This is a genomic window from Micromonospora sediminicola, assembly GCF_900089585.1.
Classification (GTDB): Bacteria; Actinomycetota; Actinomycetes; order Mycobacteriales; family Micromonosporaceae; genus Micromonospora; species Micromonospora sediminicola.
In genome coordinates this window covers 4,414,465-4,436,442 of record NZ_FLRH01000003.1, presented here as the reverse complement: position 1 = coordinate 4,436,442, position 21,978 = coordinate 4,414,465, and the positions used below count along the sequence as shown (strand labels likewise).

At 75.9% G+C, this 21,978-nt stretch carries 24 protein-coding genes; 13 read left to right on the top strand and 11 right to left on the bottom strand.

The features are described from left to right. The 3 genes from GA0070622_RS20425 to GA0070622_RS20415 all read right to left on the bottom strand — a co-directional run bounded on the left by GA0070622_RS20425 (nucleotide 1) and on the right by GA0070622_RS20415 (nucleotide 3,006). The gene (locus tag GA0070622_RS20425) at nucleotides 1-1,110 is read right to left on the bottom strand and encodes an AI-2E family transporter (RefSeq protein WP_091575454.1); all 1,110 of its coding nucleotides are present in this window, start codon (nucleotides 1,108-1,110) and stop codon (nucleotides 1-3) included. A 40-nt stretch (nucleotides 1,111-1,150) separates the two neighbouring features. Next, nucleotides 1,151-1,936 carry a spermidine synthase gene (locus GA0070622_RS20420; RefSeq protein ID WP_176558801.1) on the bottom strand — a complete coding sequence of 262 codons (786 nt, stop codon included), beginning with the start codon at nucleotides 1,934-1,936 and terminating at the stop codon, nucleotides 1,151-1,153. 98 nt (nucleotides 1,937-2,034) lie between these two features. Further along, on the bottom strand, nucleotides 2,035-3,006 hold the full coding sequence (locus GA0070622_RS20415; RefSeq protein WP_091575451.1) for a DUF2267 domain-containing protein: 972 nt from the start codon (nucleotides 3,004-3,006) through the stop codon (nucleotides 2,035-2,037). A gap of 183 nt (nucleotides 3,007-3,189) precedes the next feature. Between GA0070622_RS20415 and GA0070622_RS20410 the strand changes: the two genes are divergently transcribed. Next, nucleotides 3,190-3,501: a hypothetical protein gene (locus GA0070622_RS20410; protein WP_091575449.1), complete on the top strand. Its 312-nt coding sequence runs from the start codon at nucleotides 3,190-3,192 to the stop codon at nucleotides 3,499-3,501. Nucleotides 3,502-3,571: 70 nt separating this feature from the next. Here GA0070622_RS20410 and GA0070622_RS20405 read toward each other — a convergent pair whose 3' ends face one another. Together GA0070622_RS20405 and GA0070622_RS20400 are read right to left on the bottom strand one after the other, a co-directional pair. After that, nucleotides 3,572-3,919 carry an STAS domain-containing protein gene (locus tag GA0070622_RS20405; RefSeq protein WP_091575446.1) on the bottom strand — a complete coding sequence of 116 codons (348 nt, stop codon included), beginning with the start codon at nucleotides 3,917-3,919 and terminating at the stop codon, nucleotides 3,572-3,574. A 43-nt stretch (nucleotides 3,920-3,962) separates the two neighbouring features. Further along, nucleotides 3,963-4,307, bottom strand: coding sequence for an STAS domain-containing protein (locus GA0070622_RS20400; RefSeq protein WP_091575444.1), 345 nt, complete (start codon nucleotides 4,305-4,307; stop codon nucleotides 3,963-3,965). A gap of 260 nt (nucleotides 4,308-4,567) precedes the next feature. On the opposite strand from GA0070622_RS20400, the gene GA0070622_RS20395 reads away from it, so the two are divergent. From GA0070622_RS20395 to GA0070622_RS20375, 5 genes are all read left to right on the top strand, one after another. Then, nucleotides 4,568-6,331, top strand: coding sequence for a PP2C family protein-serine/threonine phosphatase (locus tag GA0070622_RS20395; RefSeq protein WP_091575441.1), 1,764 nt, complete (start codon nucleotides 4,568-4,570; stop codon nucleotides 6,329-6,331). Next, nucleotides 6,328-7,377, top strand: coding sequence for a cobalamin B12-binding domain-containing protein (locus tag GA0070622_RS20390; protein ID WP_091575438.1), 1,050 nt, complete (start codon nucleotides 6,328-6,330; stop codon nucleotides 7,375-7,377). Before GA0070622_RS20395 ends, GA0070622_RS20390 begins: the two co-directional genes overlap by 4 nt. A gap of 76 nt (nucleotides 7,378-7,453) precedes the next feature. Then, entirely contained in the window at nucleotides 7,454-7,801 is a 348-nt protein-coding gene (locus GA0070622_RS20385) for an STAS domain-containing protein (protein WP_091575436.1), read from the top strand. Nucleotides 7,802-7,871: 70 nt separating this feature from the next. After that, nucleotides 7,872-8,318: a response regulator gene (locus tag GA0070622_RS20380; protein ID WP_091575435.1), complete on the top strand. Its 447-nt coding sequence runs from the start codon at nucleotides 7,872-7,874 to the stop codon at nucleotides 8,316-8,318. A gap of 116 nt (nucleotides 8,319-8,434) precedes the next feature. Continuing rightward, on the top strand, nucleotides 8,435-8,899 hold the full coding sequence (locus GA0070622_RS20375) for an ATPase (protein ID WP_091575433.1): 465 nt from the start codon (nucleotides 8,435-8,437) through the stop codon (nucleotides 8,897-8,899). 16 nt (nucleotides 8,900-8,915) lie between these two features. On the opposite strand, the gene GA0070622_RS20370 is transcribed toward GA0070622_RS20375, so the two are convergent. Continuing rightward, a complete protein-coding gene (locus GA0070622_RS20370) occupies nucleotides 8,916-9,752 on the bottom strand; it encodes a hypothetical protein (RefSeq protein ID WP_176710513.1) in 837 nt (278 codons plus the stop codon). Nucleotides 9,753-10,081: 329 nt separating this feature from the next. Between GA0070622_RS20370 and GA0070622_RS20365 the strand changes: the two genes are divergently transcribed. After that, nucleotides 10,082-11,032 (top strand): endonuclease/exonuclease/phosphatase family protein, encoded by a 951-nt coding sequence (locus tag GA0070622_RS20365; RefSeq protein ID WP_245666453.1) that lies wholly within the window; start codon nucleotides 10,082-10,084, stop codon nucleotides 11,030-11,032. 4 nt (nucleotides 11,033-11,036) lie between these two features. Here GA0070622_RS20365 and GA0070622_RS20360 read toward each other — a convergent pair whose 3' ends face one another. Both GA0070622_RS20360 and GA0070622_RS20355 read right to left on the bottom strand, forming a co-directional pair. Then, nucleotides 11,037-11,465, bottom strand: coding sequence for an OsmC family protein (locus GA0070622_RS20360; protein ID WP_091575431.1), 429 nt, complete (start codon nucleotides 11,463-11,465; stop codon nucleotides 11,037-11,039). A 76-nt stretch (nucleotides 11,466-11,541) separates the two neighbouring features. Then, nucleotides 11,542-12,492 carry a serine/threonine-protein kinase gene (locus GA0070622_RS20355; RefSeq protein WP_091575429.1) on the bottom strand — a complete coding sequence of 317 codons (951 nt, stop codon included), beginning with the start codon at nucleotides 12,490-12,492 and terminating at the stop codon, nucleotides 11,542-11,544. A gap of 142 nt (nucleotides 12,493-12,634) precedes the next feature. On the opposite strand from GA0070622_RS20355, the gene GA0070622_RS20350 reads away from it, so the two are divergent. Further along, a complete protein-coding gene (locus tag GA0070622_RS20350; RefSeq protein WP_245666451.1) occupies nucleotides 12,635-12,850 on the top strand; it encodes a hypothetical protein in 216 nt (71 codons plus the stop codon). Between the two features lie 3 nt (nucleotides 12,851-12,853). Here the strand turns inward: GA0070622_RS20350 and GA0070622_RS20345 are convergent, their stop codons facing one another. Both GA0070622_RS20345 and GA0070622_RS20340 read right to left on the bottom strand, forming a co-directional pair. Beyond that, complete coding sequence (locus tag GA0070622_RS20345; protein ID WP_091575427.1) at nucleotides 12,854-13,651, bottom strand: alpha/beta fold hydrolase; 798 nt, start codon at nucleotides 13,649-13,651, stop codon at nucleotides 12,854-12,856. After that, nucleotides 13,648-14,541 carry an SDR family oxidoreductase gene (locus tag GA0070622_RS20340; RefSeq protein WP_091575424.1) on the bottom strand — a complete coding sequence of 298 codons (894 nt, stop codon included), beginning with the start codon at nucleotides 14,539-14,541 and terminating at the stop codon, nucleotides 13,648-13,650. Before GA0070622_RS20340 ends, GA0070622_RS20345 begins: the two co-directional genes overlap by 4 nt. Nucleotides 14,542-14,681: 140 nt before the next feature. Between GA0070622_RS20340 and GA0070622_RS20335 the strand changes: the two genes are divergently transcribed. The 5 genes from GA0070622_RS20335 to GA0070622_RS20315 are packed head-to-tail and all read left to right on the top strand — an operon-like array spanning nucleotide 14,682 to nucleotide 21,524. Continuing rightward, the gene (locus tag GA0070622_RS20335) at nucleotides 14,682-15,422 is read left to right on the top strand and encodes a response regulator transcription factor (RefSeq protein WP_091577714.1); all 741 of its coding nucleotides are present in this window, start codon (nucleotides 14,682-14,684) and stop codon (nucleotides 15,420-15,422) included. Continuing rightward, entirely contained in the window at nucleotides 15,400-16,932 is a 1,533-nt protein-coding gene (locus GA0070622_RS20330; protein WP_091575422.1) for a sensor histidine kinase, read from the top strand. The genes GA0070622_RS20335 and GA0070622_RS20330 overlap by 23 nt, the downstream gene beginning before the upstream one ends. A gap of 45 nt (nucleotides 16,933-16,977) precedes the next feature. After that, on the top strand, nucleotides 16,978-19,545 hold the full coding sequence (locus tag GA0070622_RS20325) for a glycosyltransferase family 39 protein (RefSeq protein WP_091575420.1): 2,568 nt from the start codon (nucleotides 16,978-16,980) through the stop codon (nucleotides 19,543-19,545). Nucleotides 19,546-19,548: 3 nt separating this feature from the next. Further along, a complete protein-coding gene (locus GA0070622_RS20320; RefSeq protein ID WP_091575417.1) occupies nucleotides 19,549-20,772 on the top strand; it encodes a glycosyltransferase in 1,224 nt (407 codons plus the stop codon). Between the two features lie 38 nt (nucleotides 20,773-20,810). Beyond that, on the top strand, nucleotides 20,811-21,524 hold the full coding sequence (locus GA0070622_RS20315; protein ID WP_091575415.1) for a helix-turn-helix domain-containing protein: 714 nt from the start codon (nucleotides 20,811-20,813) through the stop codon (nucleotides 21,522-21,524). 45 nt (nucleotides 21,525-21,569) lie between these two features. On the opposite strand, the gene GA0070622_RS20310 is transcribed toward GA0070622_RS20315, so the two are convergent. Then, a complete protein-coding gene (locus tag GA0070622_RS20310; RefSeq protein WP_091575412.1) occupies nucleotides 21,570-21,968 on the bottom strand; it encodes a VOC family protein in 399 nt (132 codons plus the stop codon). Nucleotides 21,969-21,978 lie beyond the last annotated feature (10 nt).

Below are 21,978 nucleotides of genomic sequence, written 5' to 3'. Positions count from 1 at the left end.
TCACCCACCGGCCGGCGGCCGGTCCCGCGTGCCGGGACCCGGTGCGCCGGCCGGGCCGTCCCCGGCGGCCGGCACGGGCAGTGCCTGCCGTCCGGCCGGAACGAACTCCCGCAGCAGCACCTGGACGACACCGGCCGCCGGAATCGCCAGCAGCGCCCCGACCAGACCGGCCAGCTCGGCGGCGAGCAGGAGGCTGACCAGCACGGTCAACGGGTTCAGCCGGACCGCGCGGGCCATGATGACCGGTTGCAGCAGGTGGTTCTCCACCTGCTGGTAGACCACGAAGAACACCAGCACGACCACGCCGGCGGTGGGGGAGTGCAGGAACCCCGCGCCGGCCGCGACGATCGCGCCCAGCGTCGCACCGACCAGCGGGATCAGGTCGACCACGGCGACCACCAGGGCGATCACCGCGGCGAACGGCACGCCGAGGAGGAAGAGCACGACGAAGGTCAGACCCCCGCAGATCACGCTGATCAGCAGGTTGCCGCTCAGGTAGCCGGTGACGATCCGGGACGTGTCGCGGCCGATGCGGCGCAACCGCTCCGCCGCTCCGTCGCCGACCAGGCGCAGCGTCGCCGCCACGATCTTCGGGGCCTCCAGCACCATCAGGTACGCCAGCACCACGACCGTGACCACGGCGGCGACGGCCTGGGCGACGCCCCGGACCAGGCCGACGGTCGGCTCGCCGAGCCGGTCGCCGTAGCGGCGCAGCTGCTCCGGTTCGGCGTACCGGAGCAGGTGGAGACGCTCCAGCAGCCGGCCGACCGGCCCCCGCCCGGCCTGGGCCTCGCGCACCAGGTCCGGCGCCCGGTCGGCGAACCGGCCCACCTCGTCCACCAGCGGCACCACGATCAGCGTGCCCAGCGTGGCGAGCAGCACGAACGTGGCCAGGAACACGAGCAGCGTGGCCACGGCGCGGCGGCGTACCCGGCGCTGGAGTCGATCCACCAGCGGCTTGAGCGCGACCGCGAGGAACGCCGCGACCAGACCCCAGACGAGCACCCGACGGGTGGCCCAGACCAGTCCCAGCCCGACCACGGTGGCGAGCACCAGGCCGATCACGATCAGCGTCCGGCGGGCGGTGGAGCGGTCGTCGGCGGCGCTCATCCGGCGCGGCTACCCGCCGTGCCGGTGCGAAAACCCCCGCTCAGCGCGGGTGGGCGTCGGTGACCGGCAGCGCGCCGTCGGCGAACGCGTCCAGCGCCGCCCCGTGCAGCATCGTCCCCGGCACCGGGTCGCCGGCGACCCGGGCGGCGAGGCGGCGCACCGGCAGCCGGTCCGGGCGCAGCGCGCCGGCCAGCACCACGTTGCCGTAGCGGCGGCCCCGCAGCATCCGCCGGTCGGTGAGCAGGCACACGTCGGCGAAGACCGCGCGCAGCGTGGCCACCTGCGCCCGGGTGTGCGCCAGCGGCGGCAGGTCGGTCAGGTTCACCAGGTAGAGGCCGTCCGGGCGGAGCACCCGGGCCACCTCGGCGACGAACTCGACGGCCGCCACGTGCGGCGGCATGACCGCGGCCCGGTAGACGTCGGCCACCACCACGTCGTACGCCCCGGCGGGCGCGTCGCCGACCGCGTCCCGGGCGTCGCCGAGCGCGACGACCACCTCCGGTGGCACCCGGGGCAGCTTCCGGCGGACCAGGTCGACCACGCCGGGATCGCGCTCGACCACCCGCTGCGGCGAGCCCGGGCGGGTGGCGGCCAGCCAGCGCGGCAGCGTGAGCGCGCCGCCGCCCAGGTGCAGGACGCGAAGCGGCTGACCGGACGGTGCGGCCAGGTCGATCACGGCGGCGATCCGCCGCACGTACTCGAAGTGCAGGTGCCGCGCGTCCGCCACATCCACGTAGGACTGCTCGACCCCGTCGGCGAGCAGCGTACGGCCGGTGGGCCGGGCCGGGTCCACGACGATCTCCAGGGTCTCGGCCTCGCGTTCCACGGCGGGACACGGTACCGGGCGGCGGCCCGGCCCGGGCGGACGGGTGCCCAGCGGGGCCCCCGCCGCCACCGGTGGTGGCGGGGGCCCCTCCTCGCACCTCAGCCGGCGGCCATCCCGGCGCCGGCCTCGTCGACCGCGTCGTCGACCCGGTGGGCCAGGTCCACGTCCGCGGCCGTGACGCCGTCGACCTGCTGGGTCCGGACCGTGAGCACGGCGCTGTCCGGGTCGGGCCGGCCGATCTGCGGACCACGCCCGACCTCGACCTTGAGCTGGTCCAGCCGGTCGAGGACCCGGTCCAGGTTGCCACCGGGCAACTCGATCGTGCGGACCAGGGACCGCTGGTCGCTGGACCAGTAGGGCAGCGAGGCGAGCGCGTCCCGCAGCTCCGGCTCGGTCAGCGGGGCGGTGGCGGACGACGCCCCCACCAGGCCGCCGCCGTAGTCGGCCGGCGCGAGCAGGTCACGCAACCCGTCCGGTACGCGCAGCGACTCGACCAGCTCGGCATCGGCGTCGCAGATCGCGGCCAGGGTCGCCTCCGCCTGGTACCGCGCCTGCTCCGGGGTGAGCCGGCTGCGCCGCCCCACCTCGGCCAGAAAGCCCGGCAGGTCCTGGCGCCGCTCGATGCCGTCCACCGGCACCACGTCGTGCAGCTTCACCGGCACCGCCGCGAGCAACCGCTCCCGTTCGGCCTCGCCGAGCGCCCACGCCAGCGCGAGCACGGTGGCCTCGGCGGCGATCTTCGCCTCGGTGAAGTCCACCCCGGCCCGGCGGCTCACGTCGTCGACGAGATCCCGGTACCCGAGCGACGGCGCTCGTGGCGGCTGCGGGTCCGGCAGCGGGCGGGGACGTTCCGCCACCCCGACCGGCGGCGGCGCGGGTCCGCCGCGCGTGCTGTCCGGCTTGTGCCGGCCGGCCGGCGGCGGGCCGGACCGCTCGTGCTGGTCCAGCGAGGTGACCTGCTTGGACGCGCTCAGGCTGGCGCCGGTCTGGCTCGCGCTGCGGCCCTGTTCCCGGGCCTGTCGGGCCAGGGCCCGACGGCGCTGGTTGTCGCCCTCCATCTGCTTGCGCATCGTCGCACCTCGTTCCTGGTCGGTTGCGCTTGCGCCGGTGGCCTTCCCGGCGCTGCCGGGAAGCTAACGGGCGCCGACCGCCGGGCCGCTTCACTCGCTGCGGGTGAGGAGCGCTCACCCGGTGCTGCCGCACGATCGCTGTGGACCGGACAACTTCCGACGCACGCGGAAGGGCAGGTCGTCATGAAGCGGATCGTGGAGATCGTCCCCGCTCGTCCCGGCTGGTACGCCCGCTGGCGGATCGGCCCGGACCTGACCCGGTGCTACCCGGTGACCCTCTGGGCCCTGCTGGAGAGCAACGACGGCAGCGGCCGCGAGGTGGTCGGCGTCGACTGCGTCGGGCAGTGGCCCGGCGCGGACGACGACGAGGCCGGGGACTTCGTCCGTTACCTGTTCCAGACGCCCGATTCCGGTGCGCCGGAGGACGTCGAGCCCCCGGTCATGGGGGAGTCACGCGAGAGCGGGCCGCGCCTGCAGGCCACGCCCGCCGCCTGAGCCATCCTCCCGGCCCCCGGCCCCTGGTCCCAGGGTCGGGGGCCACCCCTCCCCGCCGGACCGGTCGCGCTCAGCCCGCCTCGCGGGCGTCGCGGATCACCGCGCGGGGCGGAGCGGCCAGCAGCTCGGCCAGGCCGGTGCGGTCCAGCAGCTGCCGGACCTGTGGGTTCACGTGGAGCAGGCGGACCGCGCCGGTGCCGGCTCGGTGGATTACCACCAGCGCGCTCAGGCCGGAGGAGTCGCACAGCACCACGCCGGCGAAGTCGAGCTCCAGCTCCTGGTGGCCGTCGCGGCGCAGCTCGGCGGCGGCCTCGACGAGCTCGGGCGCGGTGTCGAAGTCCAGCTCGCCGGCGAGCCGCAGCCGGGCGGTCCCGGCGTCGAGCCGGTCCACCTCGATGGTCAACAGCTGAGCGGGCACGGCTCCATGTTCCCAGTTCGGGGTGGGCGGGAAACCCGCGGGGTCACGCCGAGGCGGTCGAGCCGGACGCCGGCTGCCCCGGACGGCCGTCGGCCGGCGGGCGTTGCAGCAGGCCGGTGACCCCGGTCATGTCGAGGATCGTCGCCAGGAAGCGGGGGACCGCGCGCAGTTCGATGGTGGTGCCCGCGTGCTGCCCCTCGCGCCAGGCGTGCACGATCACGGAGAGGCCGGTGCTGTCCAGGAAGAGCAGGTCGCCGAAGTCCAGCACGAGGGCCCGGGGACGCTCGGCGAGCAGCCGGTCGACCTCGGCCCGCAGCGGTGCCGCGCTGGCGTACGCCAGGTCACCGCCGACGCGGACGACCGGGACGGACGGGTCGGAACGGTCCACGGAGATGCTCAGCGGTGTCGCCTCGGGCTTTCTCCGGTGAGGAACCACATCACGCCTTTCCGCAGGCTGCCGGTCGGGCAGAAACATTCGGATCGTAACAACCCCGCAACCGGCCCGCTCGGCGCCGCGTCCGCCCGGCCGGGGCCACGGCGTCAGGTGGCGGTTCCGGCATACCGGCGTAGGGTGGGGCGAGGAGATTTGACCACAGGGACCCGTTTCCGTGTCCCGCGGGTGTCGACGAGGAGAGTGGGGCTCAGCTGGTGACTGCTGCCGACGTCAGGGGTTCCGACCCGGGCGACGGACGGATCTCCACGTCGAGTGCCGCACGGCCCCCGGCGTGGTCCGCCGCCGCTCCGGACACGGCCGCCCTGCCGCCGCTGTCGCCCGACCGTGGCCTCACCGTCCCGGACTGGTCCGAGGTGGTGGAACACTTCCGCGAGGGCCTCGTCGTCTGTGCCGCCGACGGGGTGGTCCGGCACGTCAGCCCGGTCGCGGAGCGCCTCGTCCCCGAGGTCGTGCCCGGCGAGGTGCTGGCCGCCACCGGCGTGGCGGCGCTGGGCGGCGACGTCCCCGCCGAGATCACCCACCACGGGCGTCGGCTGCGACTGCGTCCCGTCGCGCTCTCCCACGCCCGGCGTTGCTGGTACGTCGAGGACGTCACCGAGAGCGTCAGCCGGGCCGACGCGTTGCTCGCCGAGCGGGCCCGTTCGTCGTTCCTCGCCGTGGTCGGCGAGAAGCTCGGCAACCCGCTGCACCCCGACCGCGCCGCGGCCGCCGTGGTGCGACTGGCCGTGCCGACGCTGGCCGACGCGGCGGTGCTGGTGCTGGCGCCCCGGTCCGGTCGGGCCCGCTGGTGGCGAGCGGCGCGCGTCGACGAGGAAGCCACCCCCGCGGTGGACAGCGGCGTGCTGCCGGCGCCGGCCCTGCCCGCGGCGATCGAGGCCGGTCTCGCCGGCACCGAGCCGCACGCGCTGGACTGGCTGGTCGAGCAGGCCGCCGAGGCGGGTTGGCTGCCCGGCCTCGACGTGCCCGGCGCCAGTGCGCGGGTGGTGCCCCTGCCGGGTCGGGAGGCTCCGGCCGGTGTCCTGCTGGTGGCCCGCCGGGCCAGCCGCTGGTACGACGACGCCGACGTCGACCTGGTGCGCGCGTTCGCGGCCCGGGCCGGCGCGGCGCTGACCACGGCCATGCTCTACCGCGACCAGGCCGAGGTCGCCGACACGTTGCAGGCCAGCCTGCTGCCGGTCGAGCCGGCGGCGGCCGCCGGCGTGCAGTGGGGCACCGCCTACCGGCCGGCGCAGGCCGGTCTGCGCATCGGCGGGGACTTCTACGGCTCGCACCGGCTGGCCGACGGCGGCTCGGTCTTCTTCCTCGGCGACGTGTCCGGCAAGGGGGTGGAGGCGGCGGTGTTCACCGGCCAGCTCCGCCAGTGCCTGCAGGCGTTGCACCGGGTCGAGACGCAGCCGGGTCGATTGCTGAAGCTGCTCAACGACGCGTTGTTGGAGACCACCCAGGCCCACGGGCAGGGCCGTTTCGCCACCATGGTGCTCGGTGTGGCCCGCCCGCACCGCGACGGCGGCCTGACCCTGACGTTGGCCGGCGGCGGGCACCTGCCGCCGCTGGTGCTGCGGGAGTCCGGCGAGGTCGAGGTGGTGCCGTTGAGCGGCATGCTGATCGGCGTGGTGCCGGACCCGCGGATCGGCGAGGTCACCGTGCACCTGGCGCCCGGCGAGACCTGCCTGCTCTACAGCGACGGGGTGACCGAGGCGCGGGGCGGGCGACGCGGTGACGACCAGTTCGGCGCCGAGCGGCTGGTCCACGCGGTGACCGGATGCCACCGGATGCCCGCGCCGGCGCTGGCCGAGCGGGTCGAGCAGGTGACCTGCGACTGGCTGGCCCACGGCGATCACGACGACATCGCGGTGCTCGCGCTGCGGGCGACCGGTCCGACCGGCCGCGCGTCCCGCCACCTGCACTCGGTGCCGGGTCCGACCGAAGCCGACCGAGCGAGGGAGCCCTCCGCGTGACCGCGACGACCGCCGCCGACCCGGCGCAGGCCTTTCCCGGCTATCTGGAGTGCCTGGCCGAGGCCGACGAGCAGGCCGCCGTGGCGGTGGCCCGGGGCCTGCTCGAGGCGGGTGTGCCGGCCGAGCGGGTGTTGCTCGATCTGGTGGCCCCGGCCCAGGCCGAGGTGGGGGAGCGCTGGGCGCGCAACGAGTGGAGCGTCGCCCAGGAGCACGCCGCCACCCACATCAGCGAGCGGGTGGTGGCCGCGGTGGCCGCGTACGCCGATCCCCGCCCGACCCGCGGCCGGATCGTGATGGCCTGCATGGACGGTGAGTGGCACGCGCTGCCGGCCCGGTTGGTGGCCGAGGTGCTGCGGTTGCGCGGCTGGCAGGTGGTGTTCCTCGGGGCCAGCGTGCCGGCCGCACATCTGGTCTCCTACCTGCACCGGTACGACGCCGAGGCGGTGGCTCTGGCCTGCGCGCTGCCGATGCGGCTGCCGCACGCCCACCGGATGATCGAGGCGTGCCGTCGCGCCGACGTGCCGGTGGTGGTGGGCGGTCGCGGCTTCGGCGCGGACGGTCGCTGGGCCCGGTCGCTCGGCGTGGCCTGGGCGCCGGACGCCCCGGCCGCCGCCGACCTGGTCGCCGACGACCGGGCGCTGCGGGCGGTGCCGGCCGCACGGCTGGACCACCTCGCCGACGACGAGTACGCCAGCCTGGTCAAGCGGCGCGGTGAGCTGATCGACAGCGCCCTGGCCGACCTGCGGGAGCGGGTGCCGGCGGTGGCCGACTACACGCCGGCGCAGCTCGACTCCACCGTCGGGGACCTCGGTTACATCGTCGACTTCCTGGCCGCCGCGCTCTACGTCGACGACGGCACCCTGTTCGGCGAGTTCGTCGAGTGGCTGGTGACGATCCTGGTCAGCCGGGGCGTGCCCGCCGCCGCCGTGGGTCTCACCCTGGACCACTATGGACACGAGCTGCGCGACTTCCCCCGGGCGGCCGGCTTCCTGGAGCGGGGGCGCGCCCTGGTCGGCGGGCTCTCGACCACGGGCGCGGGGCGCTGATCGGCGCGCGGCCGCGTCACCCGTATACTTGCTGCACTGCAAGGGTTCGCCTGCGGTAGGAGCGAGAGGGGCCACGGTGACGTTCACCGTCACGTACGCCCAGCGGGACGAGGGCGGCACTCGCCTCCGGCTCGCCGGTGAGCTCGACCTGAGCACGGCCCCGGAGCTGAACACCGCGATCGACCGGTTGGTCGCCGAGGGCCGTCGTGAACTGCTGGTGGACCTCAGCGAGCTGACGTTCTGCGACTCGACCGGCATCGCCGCCTTCGTCCGGGGGGACAACCTCGTCGCCGCCGACGGCGGCTGGCTGCGCCTCACCGGGGCCTCCGGCCGGGTGGCCCGGGTGCTCCAGGTGACCGGCGTGGCCGAGGTGCTGCGCCACGACCTCGAGCCCGCCGACCCGACGGCGTCGGCCGGCTCCTGATCGGATAGATTTCCCCGCCAGCGGCCGGCCCCGCGGTCGGCCCCCTCCCCGAGACGAAGCAGGTAGCGCCATGGGTCAGCCCCGCCCGAATCCCGTCCGCATCCTGGTGGTCGACGACGACCCGGGCGACGTCCTGATGATCGAGGAGGCGCTGGAGGAGTCCGACGTCGAGAAGGTCATCGACGTGGTCGCGGACGGTCAGGAGGCGATGGAGTTCCTCCGGTGCGAGGGCCGCCACGTCGAGGCGCAGCGGCCGGACGTCATCCTGCTCGACCTGAACATGCCCCGGATGGACGGGCGGCAGGTGCTCGGCGAGGTCAAGCGGGACGAGAACCTGCGGACCATCCCGATCGTGGTGCTGACCACCTCCAACGCCGACACCGACGTGGTCAGCAGCTACACCCTCCAGGCCAACGCGTACGTGACGAAGCCGATCGACCTGGACGACTTCAACGACGTGGTGCGCCGGATCGACGAGTTCTTCGGCCGGGTGGTCGTGCTCCCCAAGCACCAGTAGCGGCCGCGAAGTCCGGGCGTCCGGATGCTGAACATTTTCCGCGAACCGCCTCCGGGCTCGCCCGCGGCGCAGGATCGTGCAGGTGGGACGCACGGCGGCTGCCCGGGGGGCGACAGATGAGGTTCTCGGTGGTGGAGAGCGGCTACGACCGACGCCAGGTGGACGCCTGCCTGGACGAGCTGGCCCTGCGGCTGGGGCGACTGGCGGCCCGCACGGAGGGTGTCGCCGGGGTCGGCCGGGAGTGGGACCAGATCCGGCTGGACGCGCTGCACCTCGGTGAGTTCCTCCGGCGGCGGACCGTGCCCGACGGCGCGGCGACGCCCGGCCCGACCGCCGTCGAGCGGGAGGCCGCCGACCTGCTGGCCCGCGCCCGCGCCGAGCTGGAGGACGCCCGCCAGGAGGCCCGCCGGGTGCGGGAGGAGGCGTACGCCGAGGCCGTGCGGGCGCGCCGCGAGTTCGAGGCCGCGCTGCTGGCCCGCCGCCGCCGTGCGGCGCGGATCGAGGAGATCCTCACCGGTGACCGGGTCCCCGCCGACACCCCCACCGCCGCCGCCGGCGTGCCCGGGCGGTCCCCCGCCTGACGCCGGGTGTCGACGCTCAGACCAGCGCCGCCACCACCGTGGCGGCCCGCTGCTCGTGCTTGGCGTACGCGTCGGGGAAGGCGGAGACCTGCACGGCCTGGGCCGCGGCGGTCACGCTCATCTCCTCCCAGCCGGGGACCTCGGCCAGGGCGGTGAAGAAGGCCCGGGCGGCGTACGCGGGTCGCATGATCTCGGCGACGGTGCCCCAGCCGCTGCTCGGCCGCTGCTGGAACAGCCCGATCGAGTCGTGGTCGGAGCCGCTGCCCTGGTGGGGGTAGTCGAAGGATTCCGGCAGTACGTCGCTGGCCAGGTTGTAGAGGTCGCTCTCCTGCATCGCGGTGGCCACCGCCACCACCAGCGCGCGGCGGGGCAGCCTCATCTCTCGCCCGACGTCCACGATCGCCTTCGCGTTGTCCATCTGTCGCTGGTCCAGCCCGGCGACCGGGCGGGGGTGCTTGGGGCGGACCACCTTCTTCGGGGCCTTCTTCCGCGTCGGCGTCGGGCTGGGCGAGGCGGAGGGCGTCGGCGGCACGGCTGCGGCGACCGGCGGTACGGCGCGGGTGAAGTCACGCGAGGCCCGCTGCTCGGTGGCGGCCCGGTCGGCGAGCGCCTCGCGTACCTCCACGTGGGGCCGGCCGGTCTCGCCGACGCCGGCCACGCCGATCAGCCCGAGGCAGCAGGTCACGCCGGTGGCCACCGCGATCCGGCCGGGCACGGACCGGGTCGGGGCGCGCCGGGCCGGCTCGGGGGCGCGGTGCCGCCCCACCCGCCGTTCGGCTGATGCCGGGTCGATCGTTCGGCGAACCGGGCGCGGCGCGGGCAGCTGTTGATGATCGGGGTGGTCGGGGTGCACCCGCCGAGGCTAGAAAGCTTCGGGTCGCTTGCCATCGGGCCGGTTGGTGGCATGCGCCACAATTTGCCATGATCCGCCCCGGCATTGCCGTCGGACGATCATGAAAGGTCCAGACCTCGTGTCTCCGAAAGATCGCTCATGTCGGTTTCGCGAGGAGGAATCGGGCGCACGGTCCTCCGCCCCACCCCAGCCGCGGCCGTCCACCGTTCGGCCCACGGCGGGCCGGTCACCCGGCCCCGGCTGAACGCCGATCCACCGAGGCCGGACCGCGCCGACGAGTACCGCGATCGGCCGCACCGCCCAGGCGGGCGCTCGATACGATCCGGACGGTGACGGAGCAGATGGTCGACGAGCGGGCCGCGGGCGAGCCCGCCGGCAGTCGGGGCCGGCGAGGGCTCGTCCTCGTGGCCTGCGCCGTGCTGCTCGCGCTGCTCCTCGTGGGGCACCGCGCCGTGCCCAACGTCAACGGCCTGGGCAGCCTGGTCGACAGCGCCACCCCGCTGCTCGGCCTCGGCGTACCCCTGCTCGCGCTCGCGGCGCTGTTGCGCCGCTCCCGCCGGGCGCTGCTCGCGGTCCTGCTGCCGGCGGTGGTCTGGGCCGGGCTCTACGGGCGGGCGTGGCTGCCCCCGACGGCCGAGGCCGACGGTGCGGCGGTGCGGGTGGCCAGCCAGAACCTGCGCGCCGGCAATCCCGACCCGGCGGCCACCGCCGGCGCGCTGGCCGGTGCGGCGCCGGACCTGATCGGCCTGCAGGAGGTCGCCGACGGTGAGCGGGTGGCCTCGGTCCTGGCCGAGCGGTACCCGCACCGGGCGGCCGTGTCCACGGTCGCGTTGTGGAGCCGCTGGCCGATCCGGGAGGCCCACGGCGTGGACACCGGGCTGGGCTGGGACCGGGCGTTGCGCGCCGTGGTGGCCGCCCCGCAGGGGGACCTCGTGGTGTACGTCGTGCACCTGGGCTCGGCCCGGGCCGGGCACACCGCCACCCGCGACGAGACGGTGGCCGCGCTGGCCGCCACCGTCCGCGCCGACCCGGCCGACCGGCTGGTCGTGCTCGGCGACCTGAACACCGCCACCACCGACCGGGTCTTCGACCCGCTGACCCGGTTGCTCGGCGACGCGCAGGCCGAGGCCGGGCAGGGTTTCGGTTTCACCTGGCCGGCGGAGCTGCCGATGACCCGCCCGGACCACGTCCTCTACCGTGGGCTCACCCCGACCACGGCCGGGGTGGTACGCACCCCGGACAGCGACCACCGCGCGGTGACCGCCGGCTTCCGCTGGTGACCGGTCAGTGCCGGCCGTTCTCCGCCGACGTGACCGTGAGCCGGTGCCGGCTCGGGTCGCCACTGGAGAACGGCCAGAGCCGATCGGCGTGCGCGACCAGGTCGGCCAGCTGCTCCCGGGTCAGCCCCGCCGAGGAGATCTCGGCGTGCACGTCGGCCCGGTAGCGCCCGTCGTCGTCCCGCCCCAGCTTCGCCTCGGCGGTCACCTGCACGGTGTGCGCCTCGTCGGTGATCTCACCGGCCGCCTCCACCGCGGCGTGGTGCAGGCAGGAGGCGAACGCGGCGGCCAGGAGCTGTTCCGGCGTCAGGCCGGTGCAGTGCGGCGCCAGCGGGGACGCCAGGGCGGAGGAGAGACCGCCGTCGTCGGTGCGTACGTGACCGCCCGCCGCGGTCGCCGTGGCCGTCTCGGCCAGCCAGGAACTCGGATCCGGCATCGCGTTCCTCCCGTCACTCATCGGCCCGGGTTCCCGGCCCCCGACCGGCGAAACCGGGCCCGTGCCGGCAGTACGCTCAGCCCACCCGACCACTCGTGGCCGCGTCGACGGCCATCGCCTCGGTCGCCTCGGCGGCCGCCCGGCTGTTCCACGGCGACACCTGCGCGGCACGCTGCCTCGGCAGCGTCACGGTCATCGGCACGTAGACCCGGGCGTCCACCGCCTCGGCCAGCAGCAGGGCGGCCATCGCGCTGGTCGGCCGGGCGGCCGGGTCCGCGTCGAGGCAGCTGCGGCACAGCTCCGCCACCTCCGGCGGCAGGCCCGGGATCTCCGGCAGCGGCTGCGGTGGCCGCCGTCGCCGCCGCGAGCCGAGCAGCTGCGTGGTGCTTCCGGCGTCGTAGGGCAGCCGACCGGTCAGGCAGTAGTAGAGCAGCACGCCCAGCGCGTACATGTCGGCGGCCGGGGTGGCCGGCTGCCGGTCGAGCTGCTCCGGAGCCAGGTACGCCGGGGTGCCCACGACGACCCCCTCCGGGGTGTGGTCGGGCGCGCCGGCCGGGGTGGCGATGCCGAAGTCGAGCACCTTCACCCCGAACGGGGTGAGGATCACGTTCGCCGGCTTCACGTCGCGGTGCACGATGCCGTGCCCGTGCGCGGCGGCGAGCGCCGCGCACACCTCGGCGCAGACCCGCACCGCGATCCGCCAGTCCAACGGGCCGTTGCGCAGGTGGGCGGCGAGCGTCTCGCCCTCGGCCAGCTCCATCACGATGTACGGCACCGGCCGCCCGTCCGGCAGCTCGGCGGTGCCGAAGTCGTGCACGCTGGCGACGTTCGGATGCACCAGCCGCGCCGCCGAGCGGGCCTCGGACCGGATCCGCTGCACCGCGCCGACGTCCCCGTCCAGGCCGGGCGAGATCAGCTTCACCGCGACGGTCCGATCGAGCACACGATCGTGTGCCCGCCAGACCTCCGACATGCCACCCAGGCCGGCCCGCTGTTCGAGCTCGTACCGCCCGCCCAGCGTCCTCATCGACCACTCCCTGCCTCGTCCGGTCCCCTCCGGTCCCGCTACCCGGGCCCCGACCTGTGCAAACCGCCGGGGGTTCCGGTCCGACCGGGGTAGCTTCGCGGCGAGGGTGTCGACAGCGGAACGGAGAGTGACGGTGGCTTCGGTGCGCGTACGGTTCGTCGGCGGCCCGGCCGACGACCTGGTCCGGGACCTGCCCGCGGAGCCGGACGGCACGCCGCCGCCCCGGTGGATCCTGCGCCACCCGGACCGACCGGCCGACGGCGTGGCCGACCATCTCTACGAGCGCGGCAACCGGGCCGGCCCGGAGGGCTGGACGATGCGCTACGTGCGCACCGACCCGTTCGGCGCGACCGAGTGACGCTCAGGCCGGGCGGACGCCGGTCGTGTCGAGGATGACCGAGGTGACCAGGTCCGGGTCGTCGTGCATCGGCACGTGCCCGCAGCCGGGCAGGTCCAGGTGCCGGGCGGCGGGCAGCCGGGTGCGGGCCAGCGCCGCCTGGCGGTAGGGCAGGATCCGGTCCCGGGTGCCCCAGGCCACCGTCACCGGCACGGTGGGCGCGCCGGCGAACGCGTACCCCCGGCCCGCGCGGGCCACGGCGCGGAACGCCCGCGCCTGCCGCAGCGCGCGGGCGTCGGCCAGCGCCACGTCCAGCGCCATCCGGTTCGGCCGGGCCAGGATCATGCCCATCGCCAGCGCGCGCAGCGCCGGCGCGGCGAACAGGTGGCGCAGCACCGGTTCGGGCAGCCGCGCCGCGTTGCGGTGCAGGGTGAGCACGGTGAGGGCCCACCGCAGCTCGCGCGGGGTGCAGAAGCCGGCCGGCGACAGCGCGGTGGCCGACGAGACCGCGCCGGCGGCGGCCAGTTCCAGGGCGATCGCCCCGCCGAGGCTGTTGCCGGCCACGTGCGGTCGCTCCAGGCCGAGCGCGGCGAACAGCTCGACCATCCCGGCGACCAGCCCGGGCATGTCGGCGGGCAGGCCGGTGGTCGGCACCGGGGAGCGACCGAAGCCGGGCAGGTCGACGGCGATCACGTCGTGCGTCTCGGCGAGACGGTCCAGCACCGGCAGCCAGGCGCCCCAGTGGTGACCGATGCCGTGCAGCAGCACCAGCGCCGGCCCGGCGCCGCGCCGCTCGAACACCACCTCCACCGGCGCGCTCACCGGCCGGCCTCCGGCGTGCTCGCGCCGAAACCCCGGCCCAGAGCCCGGGTCTGCTCCTCGATCAGCGGGACGGTGACCCGTGCGGTCCGCCCGACCAGTCGGTCGGCCAGCGGGCTGACCAGCAGCGACCGCACCGCCTGCACGGCGCCCACGGCGCGTGGCACGTACACCCGGCGGCGGCGTCGTTCGATCGCCCGGACGAACGCCTCGGCGCACTCGGCGACCGTGGTGGTCCGCCGCATCGGCCAGGGCAGTTTCGCCAGCGCGCTCTCGAACGCCGGCAGGTCCGCCCGTGCCTCCCGGACCAGGTCGGTGTCCACCCAGGACGGGTGGGCCGTGCCGACCGCCACGCCGCGGTGCGCCAGCTCCAGCCGGATCGCGGTGCCGAAGTGCTCGACGCCGGCCTTGGAGGCGCAGTAGGCGGCCATGCCGGGAAGCGCGGCGAACGCCGCGGCCGAGGAGACGATCAGCAGGTAGCCGCCGCGGTCGATCAGCGCCGGCACGGTCGCCGCCGCCGTCCGCATGACGCCGACCAGGTTCACCTCGACGGTACGCACCAGCGCCTCGACGTCGCCGACCGCGATCGTGCCCCGGTTGGCGACGCCCGCGTTGGCCACCACCGCGTCGATCCCGCCGAGCGCGGCCACCGTGCCGTCGACCGCCTCGGTGAGCGCCGCCTGGTCGGTGACGTCGGCGGCGAACCAGACGTGTCCGGGCCCCAGCTCGGCGGCGAGCGCGGCCAGCCGGTCCGGCTCCAGCCCGACCAGGGACAGCCGGGCGCCCCGGGCGGCGGCGAGCCGGGCGGTGTGCTCGCCGATGCCCCGGGCCGCGCCGGTCACCAGCACCACCTTGCCGGCCAGCGGGCCGGCGGGACGACCGTCGATGGACATGCCGGCAAGTTACCACCGGGTAGCCTGCCGGGGAAGGCCCGACCGTTCCGCCCGGTTCCCCCCGCGCGCCCCGCACAGCTGGTACACAGGATCGGGACAGCCCCGGTACAGCGGGTGCGCCCACGATGGGGAGCATGGTCATGAACGGGCAGGCCGCCCAGGGTCGGATCGAGCTGCGCCGACCGGACGGCGAGCCGGTGCGGGTGCTGGTGGTCGACGACGAGCCGACCCTCACCGACCTGCTCTCCATGGCCCTGCGCTACGAGGGCTGGCAGGTCACCACCGCCGGCAGCGGGATGGCGGCGGTCACCGCGGCCCGGCAGTTCCGGCCGGACGCCGTGGTGCTCGACGTGATGCTGCCCGACCTCGACGGCTTCCAGGTGCTGCGCCGGCTGCGCGAGCAGTCGCCCAGCGTGCCGGTGCTCTTCCTGACCGCCCGCGACGCGGTGGAGGAGCGGATCGCCGGGCTCACCGTCGGCGGCGACGACTACGTGACCAAGCCGTTCAGCCTGGAGGAGGTGATCGCCCGGCTGCGCGCCCTGCTGCGCCGCACCGGGTTCGCGGTCGCCGCCCGGGAGGAGGCGGTGCTCACCGTCGGCGACCTCAGCCTCGACGAGGACAGCCACGAGGTGCGCCGGGGCGACGACCTGATCACGCTCACCGCGACCGAGTTCGAGCTGCTGCGCTACCTGATGCGTAACCCGCGCCGGGTGCTCAGCAAGGCGCAGATCCTCGACCGGGTCTGGAACTACGACTTCGGCGGCCAGGCCAACGTGGTCGAGCTGTACATCTCGTACCTGCGCAAGAAGATCGACGCCGGCCGGGCACCCATGATCCACACGTTGCGCGGGGCCGGCTATGTCCTCAGACCCGCGGAGTGACCGGGGCGGACGGCTGCGCCGGCGGCTGGCCGGCTGGTCGCTGCGCCGGCGGCTGGTGCTCTCGGTGGTGGCGCTGCTGGCCCTGGTCAGCGTCGGCATCGGCGGCCTGACCACGGTCGCCCTGCGGCACTTCCTGGTCGGCCAGATCGACAACCAGCTCACCTTCGGCGACCGCCGGCCGGACGACCTGGAACGCTGGGTCGGCCGCCCCGACCCGTACCGGTCGGACCCGTCCGGACGCCGGCTGCCGTTCGGCCCGGAGGGGGCGCCGCCGCCGCCGGGTGGTTTCCCGCCGGGCTCGATCGCGGTGCGGGTGCCGGCGTCCGGCGACCCCGCCGGGCAGGTCCGGCTCGAGAGCGGCGGCGCCGAGGCGGTGTCCGCCGCCGACCTGGCCGCGCTCGCCCCGCTGCGACCCGCCGCCCGTCCCCGCACCGTCGACGTGGGTGACCGGGGGGACTACCGGGCGATCGCGGTGAACTCCCCGCGCGGCGACGGCGACGTGCTGGTCCTGGCCATCCCGCTGGCCCAGGTCCGGGACACCGTCATGTGGATGGTGGTGGCGCAGGCCGGGGTGATCGGCGCCGGGCTGGTCATCGCCGGCGGCCTCGGCGCGCTCATCGTCCGGGGCACGCTGCGCCCGCTGAACCGCGTCGCCGCCACCGCCGCCCGGGTCACCGAACTGCCGCTGGACCGGGGCGAGGTGGCCCTGTCGGTGCGGGTGCCGGCCGCCGACACCGACCCCCGCACCGAGGTCGGGCAGGTGGGCGGCGCCCTCAACCGGATGCTCGGCCACGTCGCCGCCGCGCTCGCCGCCCGGCAGGCCAGCGAGACGCGGGTACGCCAGTTCGTCGCCGACGCCAGCCACGAGCTGCGCACGCCGCTCGCCGCCATCCGGGGCTACGCCGAGGTGGCCCGACGCGGACGGCAGGAGGTGCCGCCCGACGTGGCGCACGCGTTGCGCCGGGTCGAGTCGGAGAGCACCCGGATGACCAGCCTCGTCGACGACCTGCTGCTGCTCGCCCGGCTGGACTCGGGCCGCCCGCTCGGCGCCGAGCCGGTCGACCTCACCGCCATGGCGGTGAACGCGGTCAGCGACGCGCACGTGGCCGGCCCCGAGCACCGGTGGCAGCTCGACCTGCCCGACGAGCCGTTGACCGTCACCGGCGACGCCCACCGGCTGCACCAGGTGCTGGCGAACCTGCTCGCCAACGCCCGGGTGCACACCCCGCCCGGCACCACCGTCACCACCCGCCTCGCCCCGGTCCCGGACGGGGTGGAGCTGCGCGTGGTCGACGACGGACCGGGCATCCCGCAGGAGCTGCAACCGGAGGTCTTCGAGCGGTTCGCCCGCGGCGACGGCTCCCGCTCCCGCGCCCACGGCAGCACCGGGCTGGGCCTGGCCATCGTCGCCGCCGTGGTGGAGGCCCACCACGGGCGGGTCGAGGTCGACAGTCGCCCCGGCCGCACCGCGTTCTCCGTCCGGCTGCCGGGATCCACAGCCGACGCATAGGCCGCTCACGGGGGCGGGTCAGCGCGCTCTCCGAGGCTTGCCGGCATGGACAGATCCGAGAGCCTGCTGACCGCGCAGACCGCCGTCCCGCCCGCGACCGAAGCCGGCGCCGCGCCGCCCGCGTACCCGCCGGGCGCCACGCGCGTACCGGAGCCGACCCCGCCCCCGGCGGACCCGCCCGGTCGTGACCCGCGCTGGGCCCGCCCGGCGCTGCTCGGCCTGCTGGCCGCGACCGGGTTGCTCTACCTGTGGGGCCTCGGCGCCTCCGGCTGGGGCAACGCGTTCTACTCGGCCGCCGTGCAGGCCGGCTCGCAGAGCTGGGAGGCGTTCTTCTACGGCTCCTCGGACGCGGCCAACTCGATCACTGTGGACAAGACCCCGGCGTCACTGTGGCTGATGGCGCTCTCGGTGCGGCTGTTCGGGCTGAGCAGCTGGTCGATCCTGGTGCCGCAGGCGCTGCTCGGCGTCGCCTCGGTCGGCGTGCTGTACGCCGCCGTCCGCCGCTGGTACGGCCCGGCGGCCGGTCTGCTCGCCGGCGCGGTGCTCGCGCTCACCCCGGTGGCCACGCTGATGTTCCGGTTCAACAACCCGGACGCGCTGCTGGTGTTCCTGCTGGTCGCCGCCGCGTACGCGACGGTGCGGGCGGTGGAGACGGCGAGCGCGCGGTGGCTCGCGCTGACCGGGACGCTCGTCGGTCTCGGCTTCCTGACCAAGATGCTCCAGGCGTTCCTGGTGATCCCGGTCTTCGCCGGGGTCTACCTGCTGGCCGCGCCGACCGGGCCCGGGCGGCGGATCCGACACCTGCTGCTGGCCGGGTTGGCCGTGGTGGTCTCCGCCGGCTGGTGGGTGGCGATCGTGGAGCTGGTGCCGGCGAGCGCCCGTCCGTACATCGGTGGCTCGCAGCACAACAGCATCCTGGAGCTGACGCTCGGCTACAACGGACTGGGCCGGATCACCGGTGACGAGGTGGGCAGCGTCGGTGGGGGAGCGCGGCCGGGCGGCGGGGGCGGCGGACCGTTCTCCGGCCAGGCGGGGCTGCTGCGGATGTTCGACACCGAGGTCGGCGGGCAGATCTCCTGGCTGCTCCCGGCCGCGCTGATCCTGCTGGTCGCCGGCCTGTGGCTGGCCGGACGCGCGCCGCGTACCGACCGGACCCGGGCCGGCCTGCTGCTCTGGGGCGGCTGGCTGCTGGTCACCGGGCTGATCTTCAGCTTCATGTCCGGGATCTTCCACGCCTACTACACGGTCGCCCTCGCCCCGGCGATCGGCGGGATCGTCGGCATCGGCGTCACCCTGCTGTGGCGGGCGGCCCGGACCGCACCGGTTCCCGCCCCGGCGGGTGTCGAGCCGACCGGCCCGGTTCCCCCGGCGGGCGTGGCGCCGACCGGCCCGGTTCCCCCGGCGGGCGTGGCGCCGACCGGTCCGGTTCCCCCGGCGGGCGTGGCGCCGACCGGCCCGGTTCCGCCGGCGGGCGTCACCCCGGCGGACGGCGGCTCGGCCCCGGCCGGACCCGTGCGGCGGCGTCGACCGGCGGCCGCGTTCGCCGGCCGGTGGCGCGGTTTGGTCGCCACGTTGTCGCTGACCGGCACGCTGGCGGTCACCACCTGGTGGTCGTGGCACCTGCTCGGGCGCAGCCCCGAGTGGTACCCCTGGCTGCGCACCACCGTGCTGGTCACCGGCCTGGCCGTGGCGGCCCTCCTTCTCCTGCTCTCCCTTCTCCCGCGCACCACCCCCGCCCCCGTGACCAGGGAGTTGGCGTCGGGCGGCGGGGCCGGAGCCGACGCGAACTCCTTGATCACCCCGGCCTGGCGCGGGGGGCGCGCGGGACGGTGGCTCGGCGCGGTGGTGGTGGGGGTCGGGCTGGCGGTGGGGTTGGCCGGCCCGGCGGCGTATGCGCTGCAGACGGCGGCCACCCCGCACACCGGTGCGATCCCGAGTGCCGGGCCGTTCGTGGCGGGCGGCTTCGGGCCCGGCGGTCGGGGCGGCTTTCCCGGTGGGCGGATGCCGGGCGGAGGCAGCGGAGAGTTCCCGGGCTTCCCGGGCGGCGGCAACGGCCAGTTCCCGGGCTTCCCGGGCGGCGGCACCGGCGCGTTCCCCGGCCTCCCGGGCGGGCAGGACGGCGGGTCGAACGGGACGGGCGCCGTCCCGGGTTTCCCGGGCGGCGGCCAACCGCCGGCCATGCCGGGCGGCCAGAACGGCGGCACCGGCCAGAACGGCGGGAGCCGGGGACAGCGCGGCGGCATGGGCGGGCTGCTCGACGCCCGCGAGCCCAGCGCCGAGATGACGGCGCTGCTGACGGCCGACGCGGACGACTACACCTGGGTGGCCGCCACGGTCGGCTCGAACAACGCCTCCGGCTACCAGCTCGCCACCGGTGAACCGGTGATGCCGATCGGCGGCTTCAACGGCAGCGACCCGTCGCCGACGCTGGCCCAGTTCCAGCGGTACGTCGCCGACGGACGCGTCCACTACTTCATCGGCGGCGGCGGGTTCCGGGCCGACGGCGGCAGCGACGCCTCGGGCCAGATCGCCGCCTGGGTCGCGCAGACCTTCACCGCCACCACCGTCGACGGCGTGACCGTCTACGACCTGAGCAGCGCAAGGCAGGGCTGAGCGATGACCTTCACGCAGGAGCCCCGGGCCGCCGTACGGGCCCGGCCCACCGCCGAGGGCGCGGTGCTGGACGTGGTGGTCCCGGTCTACAACGAGGAGGCCGACCTCGGCCCCTGTGTCCGGCGGCTGCACGCGCACCTGACCGCGCACTTCCCGTACCCGTTCCGGATCACGGTGGCCGACAACGCCAGTGTGGACGGCACCCGGGCGGTCGCCGAGGCGCTCGCCGCCGAACTGCCCGGGGTGGAGGTGGTGCACCTGGCGGAGAAGGGACGGGGGCGGGCGCTGCGCGCCGCCTGGTCCGCCTCGCCGGCGCCGGTGCTCGCGTACATGGACGTGGACCTCTCCACCGACCTGGCCGCGTTGCTGCCGCTGGTCGCGCCGCTCCTCTCGGGCCACTCCGACCTGGCCATCGGCACCCGGCTGGCGCGGACCAGCCGGGTGGTCCGCGGCGCGAAGCGGGAGGTGATCTCCCGGGGCTACAACCTGCTGCTGCGCGGCACGCTCGCGGTGCGTTTCTCCGACGCGCAGTGCGGGTTCAAGGCGATCCGCGCCGACGTGGCGGCCGAGCTGCTGCCGCTGGTACGGGACACCGGGTGGTTCTTCGACACCGAGCTGCTGGTCCTGGCGCAGCGCGCCGGACTGCGGATCCATGAGGTGCCGGTGGACTGGGTGGACGACCCGGACAGCCGGGTCGACATCGTCGCCACCGCGCTGGCCGACCTGCGCGGGATCGGGCGGCTGGTCCGCGCGCTGCTCACCGGCGCGCTGCCCCTGCCCCGGCTGCGCGCCCAGCTCGGCCGGGCCCCGTTGCCGGCGCCACCGGCCCAGGTGCCGGTGGGGCTGCCCCGCCAGCTCGTCCGGTTCGCCGCGGTGGGGGTGGCCAGCACGCTGGCGTACCTGGTGATCTTCGTGGCGGCGCGTGGGCCGCTCGGGGCGCAACCGGCGAACCTGCTCGCGCTGCTGCTGACCGCGGTGGCCAACACGGCGGCCAACCGGCGGCTCACCTTCGGCGTCACCGGCCGCCGGCACGCCGGCCGGCACCACCTCCAGGGGTTGCTCGCGTTCGCCCTCGGGCTGGCCCTGACCAGTGGCGCGCTGGCGGTCCTGCACGCGCTCACGGCGCCGCCGCGCGCGGTCGAGCTGGTCGTCCTGGTGGCGGCCAACCTCGCCGCGACCGCGCTGCGGTTCCTGCTGCTCCGCCTGGCGATGCACCACCGCCCCTGACCGTCGCGACCCGCCTCCGGGGGTGGCAGGGTGGAGGCATGTACCGGGAGCGGGCCGAGGAGCGGATCCGGGGCGCGGTGCGGTGGGCGAGCGTGTCCGACGGCGCGGGGCAGACACGGGTGCTGCCGGACGGGTGCCTGGACCTGCTCTGGTCCAGCCGGGCCGGCCTGCTGGTCGCCGGCCCCGACCGGACCGCCCACCTGTCCCGGTCGGTGCCGGGGGAGCGGTGGATCGGGCTGCGCCTGCCGCCGGGCACGGGCCCGTCCGTGTTCGGGGTGCCGGCGGAGGAACTCCGCGACCTCCGCGTCCCGCTCGCCGACCTCTGGGGACGGGACGCGGAGGTCCTGGCCGCGCGGGTCGAGGAGGCGGCATCGGCCGCCGCCGGCTGGTCGGACGCCGGCGCGGTGGTTTTGGCCGAGGTCGCCAGGGCCCGCCTGGCGGCCGCCGGGGGCCCCGACCCGCTCGGCGCCCGGGTGGCCGCCCGGCTGGCCGCGGGGGCGACGGTCGCCGCGGCGGCCGCCGAGGTCGGCCTCGGCGCGCGGGCCCTGCACCGGCGCAGCCTGGCCCTGTTCGGGTACGGCCCGAAGACGCTCGCCCGGATCCTGCGGATGCGTCGCGCGCTCGACCTGGCCCACACCGGCGCGCCGCTCGCCGAGGTCGCCGCCCGGACCGGGTACGCCGACCAGGCCCACCTCACCCGCGATGTCCGGGAGTTCGCCGGCGTGCCCCCGACGCGCCTGCTCGGCGGCTGACCCGGCGCGAGTGGCCGGACCCGACCCCGGCGCCCGGGCGGGTGGTCAGTCGGCGGGCAGCGGCGCGAACAGGTCCACGCCGTTGCCGTCCGGGTCGTGCAGGACCGCGTACCGCTGGCCCCAGAAGGCGTCCCACGGCGGCAGCTCCCCGTGGTGGCCGGCGGCGGTCAGCTCGGCGTACCAGCGGTCCACCTCCGCCGGGTCGGCGCAGCGGAAGGCGAGGCTCATCCGGGAGTTGCCGCCGGACGGGTCGAAGGCGGGGTGGAAGCTGCGGATCGTCTCCACGGTGTCCCAGGCCAGTCGTACGCCGGAGGGCAGCGTGACCTCCACGTGGGGCTCGGTGTCGGCGCCGGGTGGGATCGGCAGCCCCAGCCGGCGGTAGAAGTCGAGCGTGCGGGCCATGTCGGTGACGACCGTCCCGACGAGATCGAACTGCGGTGTCATGGCCGCCACG